Origin of the sequence: Mizugakiibacter sp., from assembly GCF_039680435.1 — a bacterium.
Lineage (GTDB): Bacteria > Pseudomonadota > Gammaproteobacteria > Xanthomonadales > Rhodanobacteraceae > Mizugakiibacter.
Genome location: NZ_JBDKSX010000060.1, coordinates 115839 through 130122, shown reverse-complemented (window position 1 = coordinate 130122; position 14284 = coordinate 115839). Strand labels below are relative to the sequence as shown.

The window sequence follows — 14284 nt, the reverse complement described above, 5'->3', positions numbered from 1 at the left end:
GAGCGCCAGCGTCTGCACGCCGCCGGCGAGTTGCAGCGTGCGGCGCTCGTGCACCAGCGCGTAGCCGTCCTCGGCGGCGCTGCCGCTGCCGGCGTACAGCGCGGGGCTGTCGCTGCGGTAAAGGGTGAGGGCGGGGCCGTCGGCGGCGAGCGCGGGCGCGGCGACGAGAGCGGCGATCGATACGGCGAGCTGGGCGCAGTGCATGGTCGCGACAACCTCCTGTCGGGAACGCCGGCTATCATAGCCGCGCGAGGTGAATGCCCATGAACATTGCTCTGCTGCGCGGCCTTGCGGCCGCCTTGCTGATGATTGCCGCTGCGACCGCACAGGCGGCCGGTCGCCTGACGGTCGAAGACGCGTGGATCCGCGCGGCGCCGCCGGGCGCGATGATGCTGGCCGGCTACATGGTGCTCGGCAACACCGGCGATGCGCCGGTGGTGGTGACCGCAGCGGACAGCGACGCCTTCGGCGACGTGTCGATGCACCGCACGATCGAGGAAAACGGCGTCGCGCGCATGCGCCCGCTCGAGCGCGTCGCGGTGGCGCCGGGCGCGCGCGTCGCGTTCGCGCCCGGCGGCATGCACCTGATGCTGATGCAGCCGAAGCGCGCGCTGCGGCCCGGCGACAAGGTCGCGATCCGCCTCGTGCAGGCCGACGGCACGGCGATGCAGGTCGAGTTCACGACACGTTAGTCGCCTGCGCGCGGGCCCCTAGGGGGGCGTTTGTCGCGGTCGCCTGCACGCAGGCTCGTAGCAGGCGCGCGCGTTGCAGGAGCCTGCGTGCAGGCGACCCGGCGCCGACGCGCCGACGCGCACGCCCATTTATCCGCACGCCGTGCGGATCGCCGCCGGCAGTGGCACCGGCTTGCCGGTTTCCGGATCGACCCAGACCATCACCACGCGGCCGTCGCTGTACAGCCGCGCCGGGTCGGCGGCGTCGAGGATGCGGTGGGCGAGGGTGAGCGAGCTGTTGCCGAGGCGCTCGCAGGCGAGTTCGACCACGATCTGCGCCGGCCATTCGATCGGCCGGCGGTAGTTGACCTCGCAGGCGGCCTGCAGCGGCATCGCGTGCGCGTCGAACCACGGGCCGGGCACCTGCCGCAGCCACTGCAGCCGCGCTTCCTCGAGGTAGGTGAGGAAGGTCGAGTTGTTGACGTGGTTGAAGGCGTCGAGGTCGCGCCAGCGCACGGCGATCGGCGCGGCGATCAGCGGCTTCGGCGCGACGGCGGCCGGCATGGCGGGAACGGCTTCGGCGGAGCGCTTGCGGCGCGGCGTGGTCATGCGCGTTTCTTCTTTTTCTGCGGCTGCGCCGGCGCCGGCGCCGCGTCGAGCGTGCGGGCGAGGAAGCGACCGGTGTAGGAGTGCGGCGCGGCGGCGATGTCCTCCGGCGTGCCGGCGGCGATGATGCGGCCGCCGCCGGCGCCGCCTTCGGGGCCGAGATCGACGATCCAATCGGCGGTCTTGATCACGTCGAGGTTGTGCTCGATCACCACCACCGTGTTGCCGTGGTCGACCAGGCGGTGCAGCACGCGCAGCAGTTGCTCGATGTCGTGGAAGTGCAGGCCGGTGGTCGGCTCGTCGAGGATGTACAGCGTGCTGCCGGTGTCGCGCCGCGACAGTTCCTTGGACAGCTTGACGCGCTGCGCCTCGCCGCCGGACAGCGTGGTCGCGCTCTGGCCGAGCTTGATGTAGCCGAGGCCGACGTCGATCAGCGTCTCCAGCTTGCGCGCCAGCACCGGCACGTTCTCGAACAGCTTCAGCGCGTCCTCGACGGTCATGTCGAGCACGTCGGCGACGGTGTGGCCCTTGTAGAGGATTTCCAGCGGATCGCGCTTGTAGCGCGTGCCGTGGCAGACGTCGCACGGCACGTAGACGTCGGGCAGGAAGTGCATCTCGACCTTGATCAGGCCGTCGCCCTCGCAGGCCTCGCAGCGGCCGCCGCGCACGTTGAAGCTGAAGCGGCCGGACTGGTAGCCGCGCGCGCGTGCCTCCGGCACCTGCGCGAACAGCTCGCGCAGCGGCGTGAACAGGCCGGTGTAGGTGGCCGGATTGGAGCGCGGCGTGCGCCCGATCGGCGACTGGTCGATGTCGACCACCTTGTCGAACAGGTCGAGGTGCTCGATCGCCTCGAACGGCGCCGGCCGCTCGCTGGCGCCGTTCAGTTCGGCGGCGGCGTGGCGGAACAGGGTGTCGTTGACCAGCGTGGACTTGCCGGAACCGGAGACGCCGGTGACGCAGGTGAACAACCCGGCCGGGATCTCCAGATCGACGTTTTGCAGGTTGTTGCCGGAAGCGCCCAGGAGCTTCAGCACGCGCTCGGGGTCGGGTGCGCGGCGCAGCTTCGGCACTGCGATGCGGCGGCGGCCGGCGAGGTAGTCGCCGGTCAGCGAGCGCGGCGCGGCGACGATCTCGGCGACGCCGCCCTGCGCGATCACCTCGCCGCCGTGCACGCCGGCGCCGGGGCCGATATCGACCACGTGGTCGGCGGCGCGGATCGCGTCCTCGTCGTGCTCGACCACGATCACGGTGTTGCCGAGGTCGCGCAGGCGCACCAGCGTGCCGAGCAGGCGCTCGTTGTCGCGCTGGTGCAGGCCGATGGAAGGCTCGTCCAGCACGTACATCACGCCGACCAGGCCGGCGCCGATCTGGCTGGCGAGGCGGATGCGCTGCGCCTCGCCGCCGGACAGCGAATCCGCCTGGCGGTCGAGGGTGAGGTAGTCGAGGCCGACGTCGACCAGGAAGCGCAGCCGCTCGCGGATCTCCTTGACGATCTTCGCGGCGATCTCGCCGCGCCAGCCGCTGAGCTTCAGCGCCTCGAAGAAGCCGAGCGCGCGGTCGATCGACAGCGCGGTCAGCTGCGGCAGCGTGTGGTCGGCGACGAACACGTGGCGCGCGGAGCGGTTGAGGCGCTGGCCGCCGCAGTCGGGGCAGGGCCGGTCGGCGATGTACTTGGACAGTTCCTCGCGCACCGCCGCCGATTCGGTTTCGCGGTAGCGGCGCTCCAGGTTGGGCAGGATGCCCTCGAAGCGGTGCTCGCGGGTGACCTTGCCGCCGCGCTCGGTGAGATAGCGGAACGCGATCACCTCGTCGCCGGAACCGTGCAGCACGGCCTGCTGCACCTTCGCCGGCAGCGACTGCCAGGGCGCATCGACGTCGAAGCCGTAGTGCTTCGCCAGCGACAGGATCAACTGGAAGAAGTGCGCGTTGCGGCGGTCCCAGCCGCGCACCGCGCCGCCGGCCAGCGACAGCTCGGGATGGCCGACCACGCGCCCGGCATCGAACACCTGGGTCACGCCGAGGCCGTCGCAGGACGGGCAGGCGCCGACCGGCGAGTTGAACGAGAACAGCCGCGGCTCCAGCTCCGGCAGCGAGTAGTCGCAGACCGGGCAGGAGTAGCGCGAGGAGTAGAGCTGCTCGGGCGCCTTGGCGTCGTCCATGTCGGCGACGATCGCCAGGCCCTCGCCCAGCCGCAGGCAGGTTTCGAAGGATTCGGCCAGGCGCTGCTTCAGGTCCGCGCGCGGGCGGAAGCGGTCGATCACCGCCTCGATGGTGTGCTTCTGGCGCAGGGTCAGCGCCGGCACGGCGTCGAGGTCGTACACCGTGCCGTCGACGCGCGCGCGCACGTAACCCTGGGCACGCAGCTGCTCGAACACCTGCACGTGCTCGCCCTTGCGCTCGCGCACCACCGGCGCCAGCAGCATCCAGCGCCTGTCCGCGTCCAGCGCCAGCGCGGCATCGACCATCTGGCTGACCGTCTGCGCCTCCAGCGGGGTGCCGTGGTCGGGACAGCGCGGCGTGCCGACGCGCGCGAACAGCAGGCGCAGGTAGTCGTAGACCTCGGTGATGGTGCCGACCGTCGAGCGCGGGTTGTGCGAGGTCGACTTCTGCTCGATCGAGATCGCCGGCGACAGGCCCTCGATGTGGTCGACGTCCGGCTTCTCCATCATCGACAGGAACTGCCGCGCGTAGGCCGACAGCGACTCGACGTAGCGGCGCTGGCCCTCGGCGTAGATGGTGTCGAAGGCGAGCGAGGACTTGCCCGAGCCGGACAGGCCGGTGATCACGATCAGGCGGTCGCGGGGCAGGTCGAGGTCGACGTTCTTGAGGTTGTGCGTGCGCGCGCCGCGGATGCGGATGGTGTCCATGACGGCGGGAGATGGGGGCGGGTCCGCTACTATAACAACCGTCCGATCTCGGCCCCGGAGACGGTCGCCGACCGTAGGGCGGAATCCGCGCAGCGGCTTCCGCCGGGGCCGGCAGCGGGCGCGAACGGCGGAAGCGCCGCTGCGCGGCGATTCCGCCCTACGGTTGGCTTGGGGGACGCCGCCGGCCCGGTTTGACCCGCGGCCGGCCGGCCCGCTATACTCGCGCGTTCGCAACACCCAGAAGAACTACAGAAGGGTCATCCGCCATGTACGCAGTCATCAAGACCGGCGGCAAGCAGTACCGCGTCATGCAGGGCGAAGTCCTGCGCGTGGAGCTGCTGCCCGCCGAAGTGGACAGCACCGTCCAGTTCGACCAGGTTCTCATGGTCGGCGAGGGCGAGTCGGTCAAGGTCGGCACGCCGCTGGTCGCGGGCGCCACGGTGAGCGCCAAGGTGCGCGCCCACGGCCGCGCGGACAAGGTCCGCATCGTCAAGTTCCGCCGCCGCAAGCACCATCGCAAGCAGATGGGCCACCGGCAGCACTACACCGAAGTCGAGATCACGGGCATCAGCGCCTGAGCGCGGACCGGAGGTAAATAGCCATGGCACACAAGAAAGCTGGCGGCTCCACGCGTAACGGCCGCGATTCCAACCCGAAGTACCTGGGCGTCAAGCTCTACGGCGGCCAGAAGGTCGAGGCGGGCAACATCATCGTGCGCCAGCGCGGCACCCAGTTCCATCCGGGCGTCGGCGTCGGCTGCGGCCGCGACTACACGCTGTTCGCGCTGGTCGACGGCACGGTGGAGTTCACCACCAAGGGCCCGCAGAGCCGCCGCACCGTGAACGTGAAAGCGGGCTGACCCCGTCTGCCACGTTTGCGACAGAGCCCCGCCACGCGCGGGGCTCTTTGTTTGGGCAGGGTCGGTTCGCACAGCCCTCTCCGGTGTCATGCCGGCACAGGCCGGAATCCAGTTGAAATGCCGCGCGGCGCGCGCAAGGCCTGTTTCGTGTGCTTCGCACGACGTGCTCACCGGATTGCGGCTTGCGCCGGCATGACCAGAGATTGTTACGCTTTCCCCGAGTCCCGAGTCCCGAGTCCCGAGTCCCGAGTCCCGAGTCCCGACCTTATCCTGCCGCCCATGAAATTCGTCGACGAAGCCAACATCAGGGTCTGCGCCGGCGACGGCGGCAACGGTTGCGTCAGTTTCCGGCGCGAGAAGTTCATTCCATTCGGCGGCCCCGACGGTGGTGACGGCGGCGCCGGCGGCACCGTCTGGCTGGAGGCCGACGAGAACCTCAACACCCTGGTCGATTTCCGTCATCAGCGCGTGTTCCGCGCCCAGCGCGGGCAGGACGGCATGGGCCGGCAGATGTCCGGCAAGGGCGGCGAGGACTGCGTGATCCGCGTGCCGGTCGGCACGGTGGTGATGAGCGTCGATACCGACGAGACGATCGGCGACCTGACCGCGCACGGCCAGCGCCTGCGGGTGGCGCAGGGCGGCCAGGGCGGGCGCGGCAACATCCACTTCAAGAGCTCGGTCAACCGCGCGCCGCGCCGGGCCACGCCGGGCACGTCCGGCGAGATTCGCGAGCTGAAGCTGGAGCTGAAGCTGCTGGCCGACGTCGGCCTGCTCGGCTTCCCCAACGCCGGCAAGTCCACCTTCATCCGCGCGGTTTCGGCGGCGACGCCGCGCGTCGCCGACTATCCGTTCACCACCCTGCACCCCAACCTCGGCGTGGTGCGCGTCGAGAGCGACAAGAGCTTCGTGATCGCCGACATCCCCGGCCTGATCGAGGGCGCCGCCGACGGCGCGGGGCTGGGCGTGCAGTTTCTCAAGCATGTCTCGCGCACGCGCCTGCTGCTGCACCTGGTGGACATGGCGCCGCTGGACGGCGGCGACCCGGTCGAGCAGGTGCGTGCGATCGAGCACGAGCTGGCCAAGTTCGATCCGGCACTGCTGACGCGCCCGCGCTGGCTGGTGCTGAACAAGGCCGACCTGCTGGCGCCCGAGGAGCGTGCCGCCGCGGCGCGCGCGATCGTCGCGCGGCTCGGCTGGACCGCGCCGTGGTTCGTGGTTTCCGCGATCGCGCACGAGGGCACCTGGGACGTGTGCCTGCGCGTGCAGAGCTTCTTCGATGCGCTCAAGGCCGAGGCGGCCGAGGCGGTCGCGGCGAACGGCGACGTTCGCCTGCGCGGCGAGGGCGCGTCGGGCCCGGACGCATGACGCCGACGGCGGACGCAGCGACAGCGGCGGCGGGAGCGGCTTCGGCCGCGCCTGCCGCCGTCCCGTTCGCGGCTGCAGCCGCTCCCGCCGAACGGCCCGCACCGGGAGGTCGCGTGGCAGGCTGCGGCAGGCGAGGCGCGCCGCGCCGCCCGAGGCCTTTGCGCGATGCGGTTCGCCGCCGCGCACGGGCAACAAAAAAGCCGGCTTGCGCCGGCCTTTTCGCGTTCGCGGCGGACCCGGCCTCAGCCGAGGGCGCGGATGTGCGCGCTCAGGCGGCTCTTGTGGCGCGACGCCTTGTTCTTGTGGATCAGGCCGCGGCTGGAGTAGCGGTCCAGCACCGGCTCGGCGGCTTTGTAGGCGGCCTCGGCGGCGACCTTGTCCTTCGCCTCCAGGGCCTTCACGACCTTCTTGATCGCCGAGCGCAGCATCGAACGCTGGCTGGCATTGCGCATGCGGCGCACTTCCGCCTGCTTCGCGCGCTTCTTCGCGGACTTGATGTTAGCCAAGGGAAAACTCCAAACGCCGGTGTTGGAAAAAGGCGCTAAGTATGCGGAAATGCGGTTGTGCAGTCAATGTCTTGGCCGGGCCCCGGGACCCGGGACTCGGGACCCGGGGCCCGGCAAGATGAAAGCGCCCAGCATGCTGCGCTCGATGCTGTCGTTCAGCGCGATGACCTTCCTCTCGCGCATCCTCGGCCTGCTGCGCGACATGGCGATCAACGCCGCCTTCGGCGCCAACGCGGTGACCGACGCGTTCTGGGTGGCGTTCCGCATCCCCAACTTCATGCGCCGGCTGTTCGCGGAAGGCTCGTTCTCCACCGCCTTCGTGCCGGTGTTCACCGAGGTCAAGGAAACCCGGAGCCACGCCGACCTGAAGGCGCTGATGGCGCGCACCGCCGGCACGCTGGGCGGCGTGCTGCTGGTGGTGACCGCGCTGGGCGTGATGTTCGCGCCGCAGATCACCGTGCTGTTCTCGCCGGGCGCGCTGAACGAGCCGGAGAAGTTCGCGCTGACCACCGACCTGTTGCGGCTGACCTTCCCGTTCCTGCTGTTCGTCTCGCTGACCGCGCTGGCCGGCGGCGCGTTGAACAGCTTCCACCGCTTCGCGCTGCCGGCGCTGACGCCGGTGATCCTCAACCTGTGCATGATCGCCGGCGCGCTGTGGCTGTCGCGGCGGCTGCACACGCCGATCATGGCGATGGGCTGGGCGATCCTGGCGGCCGGCATCCTGCAGCTGGTGTTCCAGTTCCCGGCGCTGCGCCAGCTCGATCTGCTGACCCTGCCGCGCTGGGGCTGGGATCATCCGGACGTGCGCCGCATCCTGCGCCTGATGGTGCCGACCCTGTTCGGCTCGTCGGTGGCGCAGGTCAACCTGCTGCTGGACACGGTGATCGCCTCGTTGCTGGTCGCCGGCTCGCAGAGCTGGCTGTCGCAGACCGACCGTTTCCTCGAGCTGCCGCTGGGCGTGTTCGGCGTGGCGCTCGGCACGGTGATCCTGCCGTCGTTGTCGCGCCACCACGTCGCCACCGACCGCGAAGGTTTTTCCAGGGCGCTGGACTGGGGATTGCGCATCACCCTGCTGATCGCGGTGCCGGCGATGCTGGCGCTGCTGCTGCTGGCCGAGCCGCTGGTCGCCACGCTGTTCCAGCACGGCCGCTACACCGCGTTCGACACGCACATGGCGACGCTGTCGATTTCCGCGCTCAGCTTCGGCCTGCCGGCGTTCGCGCTGGTCAAGGTGGTGCTGCCGGCGTTCTACGCGCGCCAGGACACGAGGACGCCGGTGCGCGCGGCGGTGGCCTCGCTGGTCGCCAACATGGTGCTCAACGTGGCGTTCATCGCGCTGCTGTTCGAGCTGTGGGCGCCGCCGGCGCTGAAGCAGGGCGGCTGGCTGGACGGCATCGGCCGGGTGCCCGGCCTGCACATGGCGCTGGGCATGGCCAGCGCGCTGGCGAGCTACCTCAATCTCGGCCTGCTGTGGCGCTGGCTGAAGCGCGAGGGCGTGTATCGCCGACAGCCCGGCTGGGCACGGCATCTGGCGCGGTTGGCGCTGGCCTGCGCGGCGATGGTCGCGGCGCTGCTGCTGGGACGCTGGATCTGGCCGGACTGGACCGGTGTGCCGTCATGGGCGCGCGTGTGGCGCCTGGCCGTGCTGGTCGCCGGCGGCGGGTTCGTCTACGTGGCGGCGCTGTTCGCCGCCGGCTTCCGCCTGCGCGACCTGCGCGCGCACTGATGCACGCCTCCGCGCGGCGTGCGCCGGCCATGATGCACCGCAGCGCAGCCGTTATACTCGCGGCATGGTGAAGGTTTTCCGGGATGTCGCGGGGCCGTGCCTGGCCCCGGGCGGCAGCGTCGTTGCCGTGGGCGCGTTCGACGGGCTGCATCGCGGCCATCGCGCGCTGCTCGGGAGCGTGCGCGAGCGCGCGCCCCAACGTCGGCTGCTGCCGATCGCGGTCAGCTTCGAGCCGCTGCCGCGGCAGTTCTTCGCGCGCGGCGAGCCGCTGCCGCGCCTCGCCTCGCTGCGCGAGAAGCTGGCCGGCTTCGCCGAGGCCGGCATCGAGCGCGTGCTGCTGCTGCGCTTCGACGCGAAGCTGGCGGCGATGCCGGCGGAGACGTTCGTGCGCGAGGTGCTGGCCGCGCGGCTCGGCGCGCGTGAGATCTGGGTGGGCGAGGATTTCCGCTTCGGCCACAAGCGCGGCGGCGACCTCGGCCTGCTGCGGCGCATGGGCGGCGAGCTCGGCTTCGCGGCGCACGCGCTGGCGCCGGTGCTGGCCGACGGCGAGCGCGTGTCCGCCTCGCGCATCCGCGCGCTGCTGGCGGCGGGCGAGTTCGCGCACGCCGCGCGCCTGCTGGGGCATCCGTTCGCGATCGGCGGGCGGGTAGTGCGCGGCGAGCGGCTCGGCCGCAAGCTCGGCTATCCCACCGCCAACGTCCGCCTCGGCCGACGCGTCGCGCCGGTCGGCGGCATCTTCGCGGTGCGCGTGCGCGGCGCCGGCGAGGCGGGGTGGCCGGGCGTCGCCAGCCTCGGCGTGCGGCCGACCGTCGACGGCCGCGAACCGCTGCTGGAAGCACACCTGTTCGATTTCGACGACGACCTGTACGGTCGCCGCATCGAGGTGGAGTTCGTCGCCAAGCTGCGCGACGAGGAAAAGTTCCCCGACCTGGACGCGCTCAAGCGCCAGATGGATCGCGACGCCGCCGAGGCGCGCCGCCTGCTGGGCGTCGCGCACGCGGCCGCCGGAGCCCGAACGTGAGTCACGACTACAAGAACACCATCAACCTGCCCGCCACCGACTTCCCGATGCGCGGCGACCTGCCCAAGCGCGAGCCGGGCTGGCTGGCCGAATGGGAAAAGATCGGGCGCTATGCGCAGATCCAGCAGCGCAGCGCGGGCCGCGACAAGGCGTTCGTGCTGCACGACGGCCCGCCCTACGCCAACGGCGCGATCCACATCGGCCACGCGGTCAACAAGATCCTCAAGGACACGGTGGTGCGCTCCAAGCTGCTGTCCGGCTGCCGCGCGCCGTACGTGCCCGGCTGGGACTGCCACGGCCTGCCGATCGAGATCGCCGTCGAGAAGCAGGTCGGCAAGGTCGGCCAGAAGCTGGACGCCGCCGCGTTCCGGCAGAAGTGCCGCGAATACGCCGCGCAGCAGATCGACCTGCAGCGCGCCGATTTCAAGCGCCTCGGCGTGCTCGGCGACTGGGAGCACCCGTACCGCACCATGGACTTCGCCTACGAGGCGAACATGCTGCGCGCGCTGGCGAAGATCGTCGCCAACGGCCACGTCACGCGCGGCTTCAAGCCGGTGTACTGGTGCTTCGACTGCGGCTCGGCGCTGGCCGAGGCCGAGATCGAATACCAGGACAAGGGCTCGACCGCGATCGACGTCGCCTACGATGCGATCGACCCGCGCGCGCTGGCGGCCGAGTTCGGCGTGACGATCGGCGACGACGACATCGTCGCCGTGCCGATCTGGACGACCACGCCGTGGTCGCTGCCGGGCAGCGTCGCCGTCGCCATCGGCGCCGAGCTGGAGTACCAGCTCGTCGAGGGACCGGCGCGCGCCGGCCGGCGCGTGTTCCTGGTGATCGCCGCGCCGCTGGTCGAGGCGGCGGTCGAGCGCTACCGCGGCTTCGCGCAGGGCGCCGAGTCGACGCCGTTCGTCACCGGCCACCACGCCGTGCGCGGCGCCGTGCTGGAAGGCCTGCGCCTGCGCCATCCGTTCTATGCGCGCGAGATCCCGCTGCTGCTGGGCGAGCACGTCTCCGCCGAGGACGGCACCGGCGCCGTGCACACCGCGCCCAGCCACGGCCAGGAGGACTTCGCGGTCGTGCGCAAGTACGGCCTCGAGGTGATCAACCCGGTCGGCGGCAACGGCACCTACGTGCCGGGTACCGAGCTGTTCGCCGGCCAGCACGTGTGGAAGGCCAACGACGCCATCGTCGAGCTGCTGCGCGAGCGCGGCGTGCTGCTCGCGGTCGAGAAGATCACGCACAGCTATCCGCACTGCTGGCGGCACAAGACGCCGGTCGTCTTCCGCGCCACCGCGCAGTGGTTCATCGGCATGGAGCAGGCGGGCTTGCGCGCGACCGCGCTGGAGGCGATCAAGCACGTGCACTGGGTGCCGGCGTGGGGCGAGGAGCGCATTGCCGGCATGGTCGAGGGCCGCCCGGACTGGTGCATCTCGCGCCAGCGCACCTGGGGCGTGCCGATCGCGCTGTTCGTCGACCGCGCCAGCGGCGAGCCGCATCCGCGCACCGTCGAGCTGATGGAGCAGGTGGCGCAGCGCGTCGAGCAGGGCGGCATCGACGCCTGGTACGCGCTCGACGCGCGCGAGCTGCTGGGCGACGAGGCCGAGTGCTACGAGAAGGTCGGCGACGTGCTCGACGTCTGGTTCGATTCCGGCGTCACCCACGCCTGCGTGATCGGCGCGCGCCCGGAGCTGCAGGCCGGCGGCGCCGCCGAATACAAGGTGATGTACCTGGAAGGCTCCGACCAGCATCGCGGCTGGTTCCAATCCTCGCTGCTGACGTCGGCGGCGATGTTCGGCCGCGCGCCGTACGACCACGTGCTGACCCACGGCTTCACCGTGGATGCGCAGGGCCGCAAGATGTCAAAGTCGGTCGGCAACGTGGTCGCCCCGCAGAAGGTGATGGATACGCTCGGCGCCGACATCCTGCGCCTGTGGGTGGCGTCCACCGACTATCGCAACGAGATGTCGGTGTCCGACGAGATCCTCAAGCGCGTCGCCGACGGCTACCGGCGCATCCGCAACACCGCGCGCTTCCTGCTCGGCAACCTCGATGGCTTCGATCCGGCGCGCCACCTGCTGCCGGTGGAGCAGTGCCTGCTGCTGGACCAATGGGCGGTGCAGCAGGCGCACGACGTGCAGCAGGCCGTGCTGGCCGCCTACGAGCGCTACGACTTCCCCGAGATCGTGCAGCGCGTGCAGAACTTCTGCACCAACGAGCTGGGCGCGCTCTACCTCGACATCACCAAGGATCGCCTCTACACCATGCCGACCGACAGCCGCGGCCGGCGCAGCGCGCAGAGCGCGATGTACCGCATCCTCGAGGCGATGGTGCGCTGGCTGGCGCCGATCCTCGCCTTCACCAGCGAGGAAATCTGGCGGCACATGCCGGGCACGCGCGGCGAATCGGTGCTGTTCGAGACCTGGTACGACGGCCTCGCCGCGACGCAGGCGACGCCGGAGCGCCGCCGCTACTGGGCCGACCTGCTGGCGCTGCGCGAAGGCGCGTCGAAGGCGCTGGAGGACATGCGCAAAGCGGGTGCCTTGGGCGCCTCGCTGGAGGCGGAAGTGACGGTGTACGCCGACGCCGCGCTGCGCGCGCGCTATGCGGAAGTCGGCGACGAGCTGCGTTTCTTCTTCATCACCTCGGCGCTGAGCCTGGCCGACGCGGCGGCGAAACCCGCCGACGCCGCGCGCGTGGCGCTGCAGGACGGCGAGGCGTGGATCGCGGCGTCGACGAGCGCCGCGCCGAAGTGCGTGCGCTGCTGGCACCATCGCGCCGACGTGGGCACGCACGCGGACCATCCCGAGCTGTGCGGCCGCTGCGTCGAGAACGTCGCCGGCAGCGGCGAAGCGCGGTGCTGGTTCTGAACCCCGGACTCCTCCCCCCGCTTGCAGGGAGGGTTCGGGAGGGAGTAAGCGCGGAGCCGCCGCAAGCAGCCGGCCGCGCGCGCAAGGCGGATCTGCTGCTGGCGCGGCTTGATCCGCCCCGCGGCCCGAGCCTTGAATCTCCGCTCCCGGTGGGAGAGGGGAGCGATGCATGAGATGGAGTGGATGATGGCCGTCAGACCCAACGCGCTGCCCTGGCTGTGGCTGTCCGCCGCGGTGATCGCGCTCGACCAGTTGACCAAGTGGCTGGCGCTGGCCGCGCTGCAGCCGTACATGCCGCACGCGGTGATCCCGGGCCTGCTGAACTGGACGCTGGCGTTCAATACCGGCGCCGCATTCAGCTTCCTCGCCGAGGCCGACGGCTGGCAGCGCTGGTTCTTCGCGGCGCTGGCGGTGATCGTCAGCGCGGTGCTGGCGGCGTGGCTCGCGCGCACCGCGCGGCGCGACTGGCGCAGCGCGCTGCCGCTGGCGCTGGTCGTCGGCGGCGCGCTGGGCAACCTGATCGACCGTCTGCGGCTCGGCCACGTGGTCGATTTCATCCAGGTCTACTGGCAGCAGTGGGCGTGGCCGGCGTTCAACCTGGCCGATTCGGCGATCAGCGTCGGCGCGGTGCTGCTGATCGCGTTCGGGCTGTTCGGTGGGAAAGCGGCGCCGGCTGGGCGATAATGCCCCGTCGCCGGATCCGGGGCATGGCGCCCCTGTAGGAGCGACCGTGGTCGCGACCGCTCTTGCAGGTCTGCGCCCTGGCTCGCGACCACGGCCGCTCCTGCACGTGCATGATCCGGTCGCTCGCGTTCCTTGAGGCGCCGATGGAAGTCCTGCTCGCCAATCCCCGCGGTTTCTGCGCCGGCGTCGACCGCGCCATCGCCATCGTCGAGCGCGCGCTCGAGTCCTACGGCGCGCCGATCTACGTGCGCCACGAGGTGGTGCACAACCGCTACGTGGTCGACGGCCTGCGCGCGCGCGGCGCGGTGTTCGTCGACGAGCTGCGCGAGGTGCCGGACGGCGCCACTGTGATCTTCAGCGCCCACGGCGTCTCGCAGGCCGTGCGCGAGGAAGCGTCGCAGCGCGGCCTCAAGGTGTTCGACGCGACCTGTCCGCTGGTCACCAAGGTACACATGGAAGTGGCGCGCCTCGGCCGAGCCGGCCGCGACGTGGTGCTGATCGGCCACGCCCGCCATCCGGAAGTCGAGGGCACGATGGGGCAGTGGGATCCCGCCTATCCCGGCGCGATCCACCTGATCGAGAACCTGGCCGATGTCGCCCGGCTCGCGCCGAAGCGCGCGGACACGCTCGCCTACGTCACCCAGACCACGCTGTCGGTGGACGACACCAAGGCGATCATCGCCGCGCTGCGCGCGCGCTTTCCCGGCATCGAGGGGCCGCGCAAGGACGACATCTGCTACGCCACGCAGAACCGCCAGAACGCCGTGCGCCAGCTCGCCAGCCAGGTCGGCCTGGTGCTGGTGGTCGGCTCGCGCAACAGCTCCAACTCCAACCGCCTGCGCGAGCTGGCCGAGAAGCAGGGCGTGCCGGCCCAACTGATCGACGGCCCCGACTGCATCCGCCGCGAATGGCTGGAGGGAGTGACCAGCGTCGGCCTGACCGCCGGCGCGTCGGCGCCCGAGCAGTTGGTCAAGGACGTGCTGGCGCGGCTGCGCGAGTGGGGCGCCACCAGCGTGCGCGAGCTGTACGGCGAGCTGGAGGACGTCACCTTCGCGCTGCCGAAGGAACTGCGTCTGGTCGGCTGAACGGCTTGCGCGGCGTTGGGCCGA

12 protein-coding genes and 1 pseudogene are annotated in these 14284 nt (G+C 71.1%); 9 read left to right on the top strand and 4 right to left on the bottom strand.

The annotated features are described in order from the left end of the window. Positions 1 to 204 (bottom strand): annotated as a pseudogene (locus ABFC67_RS06825) (hypothetical protein); the annotation flags it as partial. 59 nt (positions 205 to 263) lie between these two features. On the opposite strand from ABFC67_RS06825, the gene ABFC67_RS06820 reads away from it, so the two are divergent. Then, positions 264 to 692, top strand: a complete 429-nt coding sequence (locus tag ABFC67_RS06820) for a copper chaperone PCu(A)C (protein ID WP_346737239.1) — start codon at positions 264 to 266, stop codon at positions 690 to 692. 129 nt (positions 693 to 821) lie between these two features. On the opposite strand, the gene ABFC67_RS06815 is transcribed toward ABFC67_RS06820, so the two are convergent. Next, complete coding sequence (locus ABFC67_RS06815; protein ID WP_346737241.1) at positions 822 to 1235, bottom strand: thioesterase family protein; 414 nt, start codon at positions 1233 to 1235, stop codon at positions 822 to 824. Positions 1236 to 1276: 41 nt separating this feature from the next. Continuing rightward, positions 1277 to 4144, bottom strand: coding sequence for an excinuclease ABC subunit UvrA (uvrA, locus tag ABFC67_RS06810; RefSeq protein WP_346737238.1), 2868 nt, complete (start codon positions 4142 to 4144; stop codon positions 1277 to 1279). Between the two features lie 266 nt (positions 4145 to 4410). On the opposite strand from uvrA, the gene rplU reads away from it, so the two are divergent. From rplU to cgtA, 3 genes are all read left to right on the top strand, one after another. Next, a complete protein-coding gene (gene rplU / locus ABFC67_RS06805; protein WP_346737237.1) occupies positions 4411 to 4722 on the top strand; it encodes a 50S ribosomal protein L21 in 312 nt (103 codons plus the stop codon). Between the two features lie 23 nt (positions 4723 to 4745). Beyond that, the gene (gene rpmA, locus ABFC67_RS06800) at positions 4746 to 5003 is read left to right on the top strand and encodes a 50S ribosomal protein L27 (protein ID WP_346737236.1); all 258 of its coding nucleotides are present in this window, start codon (positions 4746 to 4748) and stop codon (positions 5001 to 5003) included. Between the two features lie 279 nt (positions 5004 to 5282). Beyond that, complete coding sequence (gene cgtA / locus ABFC67_RS06795; RefSeq protein WP_346737235.1) at positions 5283 to 6368, top strand: Obg family GTPase CgtA; 1086 nt, start codon at positions 5283 to 5285, stop codon at positions 6366 to 6368. Positions 6369 to 6610: 242 nt separating this feature from the next. On the opposite strand, the gene rpsT is transcribed toward cgtA, so the two are convergent. Beyond that, a complete protein-coding gene (gene rpsT, locus ABFC67_RS06790; RefSeq protein ID WP_346737234.1) occupies positions 6611 to 6874 on the bottom strand; it encodes a 30S ribosomal protein S20 in 264 nt (87 codons plus the stop codon). Positions 6875 to 6992: 118 nt separating this feature from the next. Here rpsT and murJ point away from each other — a divergent pair, with 118 nt between their 5' ends. From murJ to ispH, 5 genes are all read left to right on the top strand, one after another. Continuing rightward, entirely contained in the window at positions 6993 to 8600 is a 1608-nt protein-coding gene (murJ, locus tag ABFC67_RS06785) for a murein biosynthesis integral membrane protein MurJ (protein ID WP_346737233.1), read from the top strand. A gap of 64 nt (positions 8601 to 8664) precedes the next feature. Further along, positions 8665 to 9621, top strand: coding sequence for a bifunctional riboflavin kinase/FAD synthetase (locus ABFC67_RS06780; RefSeq protein WP_346737232.1), 957 nt, complete (start codon positions 8665 to 8667; stop codon positions 9619 to 9621). After that, positions 9618 to 12491: an isoleucine--tRNA ligase gene (ileS, locus tag ABFC67_RS06775; protein ID WP_346737231.1), complete on the top strand. Its 2874-nt coding sequence runs from the start codon at positions 9618 to 9620 to the stop codon at positions 12489 to 12491. The genes ABFC67_RS06780 and ileS overlap by 4 nt, the downstream gene beginning before the upstream one ends. A 186-nt stretch (positions 12492 to 12677) precedes the next feature. Further along, on the top strand, positions 12678 to 13175 hold the full coding sequence (gene lspA, locus ABFC67_RS06770) for a signal peptidase II (RefSeq protein WP_346737230.1): 498 nt from the start codon (positions 12678 to 12680) through the stop codon (positions 13173 to 13175). A gap of 143 nt (positions 13176 to 13318) precedes the next feature. Continuing rightward, positions 13319 to 14260: a 4-hydroxy-3-methylbut-2-enyl diphosphate reductase gene (gene ispH, locus ABFC67_RS06765; RefSeq protein WP_346737229.1), complete on the top strand. Its 942-nt coding sequence runs from the start codon at positions 13319 to 13321 to the stop codon at positions 14258 to 14260. Positions 14261 to 14284 lie beyond the last annotated feature (24 nt).

What these genes read in the sequence shown, in the direction of transcription:
- ABFC67_RS06780 (WP_346737232.1), top strand. Translation starts at nt 8,665, where the DNA reads ATGGTGAAGGTTTTCCGGGATGTCGCGGGGCCGTGCCTGGCCCCGGGC.
- lspA (WP_346737230.1), top strand. Translation starts at nt 12,678, where the DNA reads ATGGCCGTCAGACCCAACGCGCTGCCCTGGCTGTGGCTGTCCGCCGCG.
- rplU (WP_346737237.1), top strand. Translation starts at nt 4,411, where the DNA reads ATGTACGCAGTCATCAAGACCGGCGGCAAGCAGTACCGCGTCATGCAG.
- cgtA (WP_346737235.1), top strand. Translation starts at nt 5,283, where the DNA reads ATGAAATTCGTCGACGAAGCCAACATCAGGGTCTGCGCCGGCGACGGC.
- ispH (WP_346737229.1), top strand. Translation starts at nt 13,319, where the DNA reads ATGGAAGTCCTGCTCGCCAATCCCCGCGGTTTCTGCGCCGGCGTCGAC.
- ABFC67_RS06815 (WP_346737241.1), bottom strand. Translation starts at nt 1,235, where the DNA reads ATGCCGGCCGCCGTCGCGCCGAAGCCGCTGATCGCCGCGCCGATCGCC.
- ABFC67_RS06820 (WP_346737239.1), top strand. Translation starts at nt 264, where the DNA reads ATGAACATTGCTCTGCTGCGCGGCCTTGCGGCCGCCTTGCTGATGATT.
- rpmA (WP_346737236.1), top strand. Translation starts at nt 4,746, where the DNA reads ATGGCACACAAGAAAGCTGGCGGCTCCACGCGTAACGGCCGCGATTCC.
- uvrA (WP_346737238.1), bottom strand. Translation starts at nt 4,144, where the DNA reads ATGGACACCATCCGCATCCGCGGCGCGCGCACGCACAACCTCAAGAAC.
- murJ (WP_346737233.1), top strand. Translation starts at nt 6,993, where the DNA reads ATGAAAGCGCCCAGCATGCTGCGCTCGATGCTGTCGTTCAGCGCGATG.